The organism is Paenibacillus sp. Dod16, assembly GCF_049893405.1.
GTDB lineage: Bacteria > Bacillota > Bacilli > Paenibacillales > Paenibacillaceae > Paenibacillus_AQ.
In genome coordinates this window covers 61,184-70,726 of record NZ_JBNDYG010000054.1, presented here as the reverse complement: position 1 = coordinate 70,726, position 9,543 = coordinate 61,184, and the positions used below count along the sequence as shown (strand labels likewise).

General features: G+C 50.4%; 7 protein-coding genes. 2 read left to right on the top strand and 5 right to left on the bottom strand.

Annotated elements, in window-relative coordinates; all coding sequences use genetic code 11:
• Positions 1-176: 176 nt before the first annotated feature.
• The 5 genes from ACPV3A_RS31340 to ACPV3A_RS31320 all read right to left on the bottom strand — a co-directional run bounded on the left by ACPV3A_RS31340 (position 177) and on the right by ACPV3A_RS31320 (position 5,786).
• Positions 177-1,727: a response regulator transcription factor gene (locus ACPV3A_RS31340; protein ID WP_194540188.1), complete on the bottom strand. Its 1,551-nt coding sequence runs from the start codon at positions 1,725-1,727 to the stop codon at positions 177-179.
• Positions 1,724-3,625 (bottom strand): sensor histidine kinase, encoded by a 1,902-nt coding sequence (locus ACPV3A_RS31335; protein WP_259445606.1) that lies wholly within the window; start codon positions 3,623-3,625, stop codon positions 1,724-1,726. The genes ACPV3A_RS31340 and ACPV3A_RS31335 overlap by 4 nt, the downstream gene beginning before the upstream one ends.
• 194 nt (positions 3,626-3,819) lie before the next feature.
• Positions 3,820-4,011 (bottom strand): hypothetical protein, encoded by a 192-nt coding sequence (locus tag ACPV3A_RS31330; RefSeq protein WP_339295185.1) that lies wholly within the window; start codon positions 4,009-4,011, stop codon positions 3,820-3,822.
• A 26-nt stretch (positions 4,012-4,037) separates the two neighbouring features.
• A complete protein-coding gene (locus tag ACPV3A_RS31325; RefSeq protein ID WP_426203597.1) occupies positions 4,038-5,237 on the bottom strand; it encodes an ArsA family ATPase in 1,200 nt (399 codons plus the stop codon).
• A 63-nt stretch (positions 5,238-5,300) separates the two neighbouring features.
• Positions 5,301-5,786, bottom strand: coding sequence for a MarR family winged helix-turn-helix transcriptional regulator (locus ACPV3A_RS31320; protein WP_233354695.1), 486 nt, complete (start codon positions 5,784-5,786; stop codon positions 5,301-5,303).
• 204 nt (positions 5,787-5,990) lie between these two features.
• Here ACPV3A_RS31320 and ACPV3A_RS31315 point away from each other — a divergent pair, with 204 nt between their 5' ends.
• Together ACPV3A_RS31315 and ACPV3A_RS31310 are read left to right on the top strand one after the other, a co-directional pair.
• Positions 5,991-6,377 carry a hypothetical protein gene (locus ACPV3A_RS31315; RefSeq protein ID WP_426203594.1) on the top strand — a complete coding sequence of 129 codons (387 nt, stop codon included), beginning with the start codon at positions 5,991-5,993 and terminating at the stop codon, positions 6,375-6,377.
• Between the two features lie 160 nt (positions 6,378-6,537).
• Positions 6,538-9,171 (top strand): family 16 glycosylhydrolase, encoded by a 2,634-nt coding sequence (locus ACPV3A_RS31310; protein WP_426203592.1) that lies wholly within the window; start codon positions 6,538-6,540, stop codon positions 9,169-9,171.
• Positions 9,172-9,543: the final 372 nt, after the last annotated feature.

Sequence of the window (9,543 nt, the reverse complement as noted above, 5' to 3'; positions counted from 1 at the left end):
TTATCTTGTTCACATCACGTTGACTAAATAACTTAATACTCATGGTTTTCTCCCCGAATTTTATTTCCTTAAGTATATAGAAAAGTACCCCGTAGAGTAGACCTTTTTTAGGTGTCTACTCTACGGGGTACATTTTAATCAGCCCTAAGCCTGTCACTAGACGGTTTACGGTTTATTTAGATCCGATACATGGACCTCATTTCAGTTGGAGACACGCCCGTATATTTTTTGAACTGCCTGTAAAAGTACGAGCTGTCCGTATAACCTACGCTGAACGCAATATCCGCCGTCTTTTGATCGGTATGTAACAGGAGCTGCGTGGCTTTCTCGATGCGGTACTGGTTCAAATAATCCGAGAAGCTTGCTCCGACCTCCTGCTGAAAAAGCTGCCCCAAATAATTCGGATGCATCTGCAGCCGCTGGCTCAGCGTCTTCAGGGAAAGCTCTTCCGGATAATGGTGCTGGACCTGCTCTACAAGGAACGAGACATGCAGGCTATAGCCCTGATCCGCTTCTTCCAGGCGCGCAAGGCTGCGCTCGACGATACGCCACACATGATTTCGGAGTCCCTGGAGCGTATTAATCCGGTGCATTGGCGTAAACACCTCGCTGTAATCCGGGTTCTTCTCCATATCCTTCGCCGCGATCATCAGCTGGACTGCCGCATTCAAGCAGCTTCCCCGGGGTACCGTCTGCTCCCCGCTGTCACCGCCGAGAACGGACTCGATATAAGCCTGCAAGGACGGAACGTCTCCCTCGATCAGCAGCTTCGCGAACGTGTCGGGGCGAGCGGACGGCGAAGAAGCCTGAACGGTCTCCGGTTCCGCAGGCGGACTGTACAGCGTCATGTCATCTCCGGCAATCAGGCAGGCGTTGAAGTGGCTCTTCGCCTTCCTGTAGCTCTCCTGAATGTCTTTGAAATCATTGAATCCCGCATTTCCTTCGGAGCACCACATGCGCAAGCCAGTCAGCTCCCTCAGCTTGACCATGGCATTTCTCATACCCTCCCGCGCGGCATCCCTCCGTTCAGTCATCGCGACCGACATCACGACGATATCGTCATCCGCATCGGGGAAGCAGATCACCTCATGATCTCCCCCAAGCTCTTCCGAGAAAGCCCGGCAATATTCATCGGCTAGGCTGGTCAAGCGATAGAGCTGGGATACCGGGCGTTCGTCAGATATGAGCCGCAATACGTAAACCTGGTAAGACACATAATTCAGCGGAATTCCGAGAAGCTCGGCTCTTTGTTTTAATTCCGAGCTTTTGATGTCGCCGTTGACCCATCGCTGCAAAATATTGCTGCGGAGAATCTTCCAATCCTCCTCGGAGCGAAACCGTTTCAATTCCTCGCGCTCCCAATCGCCTCGGATATGCTTAATGGTGGCTTCCAGCTCCTCAATGTTGATCGGCTTCAAAATGTAATTCTGAATGCCGAGCGTGATCCCCACCTTCACATATTCAAATTCTTCGTACCCGCTCAGCACTATGAATTTGGTGCGGGGATGCATTTCCTTTACCTTCTTGATCAGCTCGAGCCCGTTCATTCTGGGCATCATAATGTCCGTGATCAGCAGATCCACGGGCTCTTCCTTCAACCTCTCAAGCGCCTGTAACCCATCGTTGGCCGAACCAGACACATGCAGGTCGTAGTCCTGCCAATCCACAATGGTGGCTAAGCCCTGAGCGATCAAAGGCTCGTCATCAACAAAAAATACCTTCCTCATGTCGTCTCCCCCTTGCGAAGCATCGGTATTTCCATGCGGACCTCGGTTCCCTGTCCTTCCGTACTGTTTATAGTCACTCCGTAATCATTCCCGTAGTTCAGCACGATTCGTTCATGCACGTTCATCAGCCCGATCGAACGATGGCCCTTTTCGGGAGGCTGGAGAACCTTGTTCAGCGTGCCGCGAATTTGGGTCAGCTTTTCCTCCGGAATGCCCGTTCCATTGTCCGATACGATGATCACAACCCGGTCCCCTGCCCCATAAGCTCGGACTGAAATTTTATTGTTGTCTTCCAGCGGACGAAATCCGTGAACGATATAGTTTTCCACGATCGGCTGGACCAGCAGCTTGATAATGCTGGCACTTTGGATTTCCGGATCCACCTCGATCTCCGTCTCCAGCCGGCCATCATAGCGAATGCGGAACAAGTCGAGATAAACGGAACACATGTCCATTTCCTCTTCAACGGTAACCACCGTGCTTTTCTTTACCATGTTCTTGAACATAACCGACAAGCTGTATATCATCTGCCCCACTTCCTTTGCCCCCACGAAGTACGCCTTCATGCGAATGGATTCAAGCGTATTGTATAGAAAATGGGGGTTGATCTGGGATTGCAGGGCAACCAGCTCCGCGTTTTTTTGCTTGATCTCCGAGGTATACATTTTATCGATATATTGCTCCAAACGGTCGCCCATGTCGTTAAACCGGCGGGAAATCTGCTGAAGCTCGTCTTCGCCGGACATTTGAATGCGCGTCGACAGGTCCCCTTCGCCGATCCGGTTCATCGAGCGGATAATCCGCTGCACTTTTTTGGAGAACTTGCGAACGATCGTAAACGTAATCGCAAAACTGGCCGCCATAAACACCAGGGTGACCAGAATCAGTCCGGTTCTGAGACTCTCCGTGCTCTCTTTAATCAAAGATTGCGACACAATGCCCACCACCGACAGGCCCGCATTGCCGACATTCAATATGTTCACTTTGGAGGGTTCATCCAGCTGAACCCAGTCCCCGGCTTTCTCCTGCTCCAGGTGGTAGGGATAGGTTTGACCGTAGTACTCGTCCTCCGAATCGTAAATCACGGTTTCCTGTGCGTTCAACACCAGGATCCGGCCTTTGACCGAAACGCGGCTCTCCAGCCAGGATGAAATTTGCCGGGCGTCGAACTCCACATTCATCATCCCCACCCGATTCAGGGTCCACGGGTCCTTCAGCTCTCTCGAATAAGAATACGATCTTGGACTGGAGCCTCCCGGTGAATGCGAAGACTCGTTCTGCGGCATGGTATCCCAGCTGTGCTGCTCCCGGCGGGCGAACCAGGTCTCCCACTTGTTCTTGGAGCCCGCTTCATTATTCAGCTGCTGGTTGGTCCGGCTGATATGCATGTAGAAATTGTTCGGATAGCTGTAGATCGACACGCTTCTGGCGCTTGATTCCTGCTCCAGGTAATTTTTCAGCAAGGTATTGAAAGAGCGCAAACGCTGTTCTCCCGTCCTGGTGTACAAATCCAGGCGGTATTTCAGGTAACTCTCATATTCGTGGTTCAAAAAATAGATCAACTCATCGCTCAGCGTGGCATCTCCGTAAATCTGCTGAAATATATTCTGTATGCCCTCATACTGCCGGCTTAAATAAATATTCAGAACATGCGCGGATTTAAGATTCGCATCGGTCTGCTCGCGGAGAATGCGCTGCGTCTGGTATTGATAAACCAGGGTTGCCGCAATCGCGAACAGCACGATCATGACGGTCGAATACAGCACAACGATTTTGTTGAACATTTTTCGCTTCAGATGATTTAAATAGAATTGGCGCAGTCTGAAAATATGAAACACACCCTGTTCTATAATGGTCACTTCGGCACCCAGTGTACACCCTTTCCGTAAACCCGGCAATTGAAATTTGCATCTTTATGAAGCTCAAAGAAATAAATCACGCGCTTTCCGAGGCCCACTAATGCGGCACTCCGCTTCATGCCACCGAACGCGGCATAAACGTATTCTAGTATGGAATTGATGAATTGCGAAGGCGGCAAGGAATGGCATCCCGTTCGTTCTGACCGAACGCGAAATGGAAATGCTAATCGTTGCTAGTCTTTTGAAATATTAATTTTGCGGGCAACAGGAGGGGCTTTTTCCTCCTCAATCGTGTCGATGACACTGTCGATCACGGATCGCGATGCAAGCAGCCATTCCTTGACCGCGTTTTTTACATGCTCCTTGGTTTGATGTCGCTCCAGATTTTCCAACAAACGCTCCACTCGAAGCAGATTTTCCATCATTCGTTCCCTCCTAAGCTCTGCGCTTCTCATTGATCTTCAACCTTTCCTTGTGCAGTCAATTCCCGTTTGCCGAAACGGATGATAAGACGGTCCTTCGCATACCTTGCGCCTATAACTTCGCGGCCCATCAGCGTTCTTGGTAGGATGACCTTGCGTTTGTAGGCGCCTGCATCTACCGTTAATTCGCCACCTGTCTGCGTTAAATCAAGATCCGCCTTCTCGACAAAAGGAATGGTAAGCTCCAGCAGCATGTCTCCATCATCCTCCCGGATCGTCTCCGTTCTGCCACGATATAACATGGCAGAAGGAACCTGCTCTCCATAAACGATATCCGCTAATTCCTCAAGAATAGGGAGTCCGATAACTTCCTTTTGCATCATAGGCGCCTTCAGAATCGGAAGCGGCTGAAAGTTCAATACGATTTCTTCCTCGTATTTCTTTTGAATGTCCCGCCAATGCGCGAAGAATCCTTTCCCTGCCTCATCCGGCAGCACCCGATTAACGATAATGGCATCCGTATTGAACCCGAACAGATTCAAATAGGTAAAGGAGCGCTTCGCTTCGGCAAGCACCATCTTCTCCGGATTCAGCACGATCCTGACCGACGTGATCTCCGGATCCAGAACGAGCCGCTGCATTTCCTCCAAGCCGCGTGCTAACCGCTCGATGCTGTCCAGCACGTCATCCGAAGGAAGATCGATATCCTTTACAATTTTGGCCACGGGCCGCACGATCTTGATCAATTTGCGTTCAGTCGGGAATATCTTCTCCAGCCACCAATTCAATACGTTTGGATAGCTAAGCAGCCGCAGCGTCTCTCCGGTCGGGGCGCAATCCACCACCAGTACGTCATATTGCCCGCTTTCAGCATGTTCCTTGATTTTCAGCAAACTGAAAAGCTCCTCCATGCCTGGGAACACGAGCATTTCTTCTGTAGTGACATCTTTAAGCTGCGCTTTGTCGAGTAATTTCGTGATCCAGCCCTGGACGGTTCCCCAATTGCGCTCCGTCTCGCGGATCGCGTTCACTTCCTGCCCCCACAAGTTGTCGCTGATTTGGACGGGATCCGGTCCGATCGGTACCGCCAGCGAATCTGCTAAGCTATGTGCCGCATCTGTGCTGAGAATAAGGGTCCGTTTGCCTTGTTTGGCCATTTTCACTGCCGTCGCCGCCGCAATACTCGTCTTGCCGACGCCACCTTTGCCTGTGTAGATGATGATCCTCATATCCATCCGCTCCTTTTAGTACGATTTCGTAGTAAATAGCCGAGAAAATCCGGCTTGAACCGGTTATTCCTCAATCTGAATCTTTACAGAGTGACGTTTCTTTTCTTGAAGCGTTACAGGTCCCCCATCCTGGAAGACTCTGGCTGCCTTGAACAGTAGTGTCGTGAATTGCTCCATTTCCTCAGGCGTAAATGCCGTCTCCAATCTGCTCAGCATCGCCATCATGATTTGCTCCCATTCCTTTGCCAGCTGCAGACCTTCCTGCGTCAGCGTGACGAGCTTAACCCGTTGATCTTGTGCAGACGTAGCCCGTGCAATCAAGCCTTTACGTTCAAGCCGTTTAGCTATGCTTGTCATCGAACTTAAAGGCGCCCCCATCTCGGAGGCCAGCTGCGACATCGTCAAATCTCCGCGGAGGAGCAAAATAAGCAGCGTTGACATATCGGAGCGAGTCACTTTTTGTTCGAGCTGAAGCGTATCGGTCATAAAAGCAAACGGACGCAGACCGGTCTTGAGGAAAAGGTCATATAGGTGTTGGATACCGGTCACTCCTTTTCGTACGATTTCGCAATAATACGTCTGCCCTTACTTTAATACGATTTCGTAATAAAATCAATCACCTGCCGATTTTTTAATACGATGTTTTTATTAGCAGGTAAAACCTATGATTGACAGCACTTCATGCACAGTGTTACATTGATTTCCAGTAATTACTACGAAATCGTATTAATATTTGGTTGGAGGTGCATGGTTATGGATTGGAATAGTATGGTCTTGACTACAGCCGGTGTCATCGGCGGCGGCACGGCAGTGGCACACGGCATTCTCATGAAACGGGTGATCATTAAGCCGATGGAGACGGTTTTTGAAGCGGATGGGCGCATATCTGCGCCGCTGCGAAGGCTTGGGACGCTGCTTTTACATTTCAGCACATTCAACTGGTTACTCAGCGGGCTCTTTTTGATTGCAGCCGCGATCTGGTTCGGGCAGGAGGCAAGACTCGTGACGGGTCTGCTAGCTGGCAGTTCTTTTCTGTACGGTGCAATCATCTCTTTTTGGGTAATGCGTCGCCTTCATCCCAGCTGGATCTTGATGACCGTTGCGCTCATTCTGACCGTCTTGGGACTAACGCTGCCATAGGGCTAGTATATAAACCCGAAATTATGGGGCCCAATCAAAAATATGGTACCTATCCTTCTGATTATGAAATTCGATAGAATAAAGATATTCCTTCGATGTAAGCGTTTTCCATTACGCGCATAGTCTGGGAGAATCCATATTTTTTTAAGGGAGGGTATTTATGAAGCGATCTCAAATTTCGGAAAGGCGGTATAGGCAAAAGGTATTGAGTTTGTTCTTGGCGGTCATAATGCTGGCTGGCATCGGCTTATTGCCGACTTTGAAGATTCAGGCAGCTGACGCTGCTGGAACCACCATCACCTCGATGTCTTATTTTTCAGCTGCGGACGGACCTGTCATCACAAAATCAGGAGTCGGGCAGGCCAGCTACGGTTTTGTCATGCCGCTATTCAACGGTGGCTCTGCCACCTGGAATGATGTTGCCCAGGACCTGGGAGTAAAGGTGAGAGTAAATGGCAGCTGGGTCGATATCGACAGTGTCGGCAGCTTTGTCTATAACCAGAACTGGGGCCACTGGAACGACGGCGGCTTTACCGGCTATTGGTTCACGCTCTCCGCAACAACGGAGATTCAGCTGTACTCCAAAGCCAATGGGGTCACGCTTGAATATTCACTCGTCTTTGAAAACATCAACAAAACAACCATCACGGCGATGACTCCGACGCAAGGACCGCAAATTACAGCAGGATTTACGGGCGGTGCCGGCTTTACCTATCCGATATTCAATAACGATCCGTCCATAACCTATGCGGCCGTAGCGGATGATTTGAAAGTGTATGTGAAGCCTGTCAACAGCAGCCAATGGATCGATATTGATAACAATGCAGCCAGCGGCTGGATCTATGATCAGAACTTTGGTCAATTTACCGATGGAGGCGGCGGCTATTGGTTTAACGTAACGGAATCGATTAACGTCAAATTAGAATCGAAGACCTCTTCGGCTAACATCGTGTATACGATCACCTTTAATGAGCCCGTAAGAAACTCTTATGTCCTTACGCCTTATGAAGGAACGACCTTTACAGCTGATGCAAGCGGCGCTATCGGCATCCCGCTGCCTAAGATTGATGGAGGCGCTCCAATCGGCACAGAGCTTGACAATTTCGTATACCAGATTAACATCAACGGGCAATGGGTGGATCTGGACAATTCAAGCCAGAGCGGATTTATATATGCCGCTAATGGCTACAATAACATGTCCGATGCCAACCAGTGGGGATATTGGGCCGACCATATCTATGGCCTATGGTTCCAGCCGATCCAGGAGGATATGCAGATCCGTATCGGCTATCCGCTAAATGGGCAGGCAGGTGGAAGTGTGGGCAGCAATTACGTTAACTATACCTTGATTGGCAACCCGGATGCTCCGCGTCCGGATGTAACCGACCAGGAGGATATTCCGATCGGAACGCCAAGCGACTCTGCCATCGAGGACATGAATCTCATCTGGCAGGATGAGTTTAACGGGACGACGCTCGATAACAGCAAATGGAATTATGAAACAGGGTATTATCTCAATGATGATCCGAATACCTGGGGTTGGGGCAACTCGGAGCTGCAGCACTATACCAATAGTGCGCAAAATGTATTTGTACAGGACGGAAAGCTTAATATCAAGGCCTTGAATGAGCCAAAATCCTTTCCGCAGGATCCAAATCGGTATGCACAATACTCCTCTGGCAAAATTAACACCAAAGATCATTTCTCCCTCACATACGGCCGAGTGGATTTCCGTGCCAAGCTGCCTACCGGCAACGGCATCTGGCCTGCGCTCTGGATGCTTCCCCAGGATCATGTGTACGGAACATGGGCATCCTCCGGCGAAATCGATGTGATGGAAGCAAGGGGACGCTTGCCTGGAGCGACGAGCGGCGCCGTACACTTTGGGGGCCAATGGCCGACGAACCGGCATCTTTCCGGTGAGTATCACTTCCCTGAAGGGCAAACCTTTGCCAATGACTATCATGTCTATTCGGTCGTCTGGGAAGAGGACAATATTAAATGGTATGTGGATGGCAAGTTCTTCTTTAAGGTAACCCGCGATCAATGGTATTCCGCAGCTGCGCCGAACAATCCGAACGCCCCATTCGATCAGCCGTTCTACCTCATTATGAACCTGGCGATCGGCGGTAGCTTTGACGGCGGCCGGACCCCGGATCCGTCCGATATCCCTACAACGATGCAGGTGGACTATGTCCGTGTTTATAAAGAAGGGCAAGGCGGTGGCCAGAATCCAGGAAACGTGTCTGTTACCGGCGTAACGGTGAATCCGACCACGGCACAGGTGAAAGTCGGTCAGAGTGTTCAACTAAACGCCAGCGTGGCGCCGTCCAATGCAACGAATAAGCAGGTCACGTGGTCGGTTGCGAGCAGCGGCATCGCATCCGTGAGCGCAAACGGTCTCGTGACCGGGCTCTCTCCGGGCACGACAACCGTCACGGCGACAACCGCTGACGGTAATAAAACAGTTAGCGCTTCGATTACCGTTGTACCGGCACCATCCACCGTGATTGTCATCGGTGATGAGGCGAAGGGCCTGAAGAAGATCGGCGATGACCTGCTGTTCTATGTCAATGGCGCGACCTTTGCCGATTTACATTATAAGATCAATAATGGCGGGCAATTAAACGTAGCCATGGCCCCAACGGGGAACGGCAGCTATACCTACCCTGTCAATAACCTGAAGCATGGGGATACGGTCGAGTACTTCTTTACCTATAACCCGGGGCAAGGAGCCCTGGACACGCCTTGGCTTACGTATGTTCATGGGGTAACGCAAGGAACACCGGAGTAAACCGGGTAAGCTTTGCCAGACATGTCGCTGCCGGTAACCGGTGCCTGCTCCGGGTTGCAACCGCGCAATGTTAATGAAATCAGGGCAAACAGAAGGCCGTCGACATCATCGACGGCCTTTCTTCAGCAGATCAGCTATCGTTGGTTCTCGGTTAAGCTTAACCGCTACACCAAAGTTTCGTGGCCAAGTATGGAGAATATTTTTAAACGGATCCAGACTTATATGTTTCGTACCAACCATAGGGCCAATAATGGGGAACAAAAGAGATACTACCGTAACATTTAGTAAGAGCGATTGATTCCCCCCCCCCACTTTTACGACCTGGCACGCATTGAAATGAATCAGAAGGAACTGGCATGGTCTTCGCTCTCT

Excerpts from the sequence above, each read along its gene's own strand:
- ACPV3A_RS31310 (WP_426203592.1), top strand. The coding sequence starts at position 6,538 with ATGAAGCGATCTCAAATTTCGGAAAGGCGGTATAGGCAAAAGGTATTG.
- ACPV3A_RS31340 (WP_194540188.1), bottom strand. The coding sequence starts at position 1,727 with ATGAGGAAGGTATTTTTTGTTGATGACGAGCCTTTGATCGCTCAGGGC.
- ACPV3A_RS31330 (WP_339295185.1), bottom strand. The coding sequence starts at position 4,011 with ATGATGGAAAATCTGCTTCGAGTGGAGCGTTTGTTGGAAAATCTGGAG.
- ACPV3A_RS31325 (WP_426203597.1), bottom strand. The coding sequence starts at position 5,237 with ATGAGGATCATCATCTACACAGGCAAAGGTGGCGTCGGCAAGACGAGT.
- ACPV3A_RS31315 (WP_426203594.1), top strand. The coding sequence starts at position 5,991 with ATGGATTGGAATAGTATGGTCTTGACTACAGCCGGTGTCATCGGCGGC.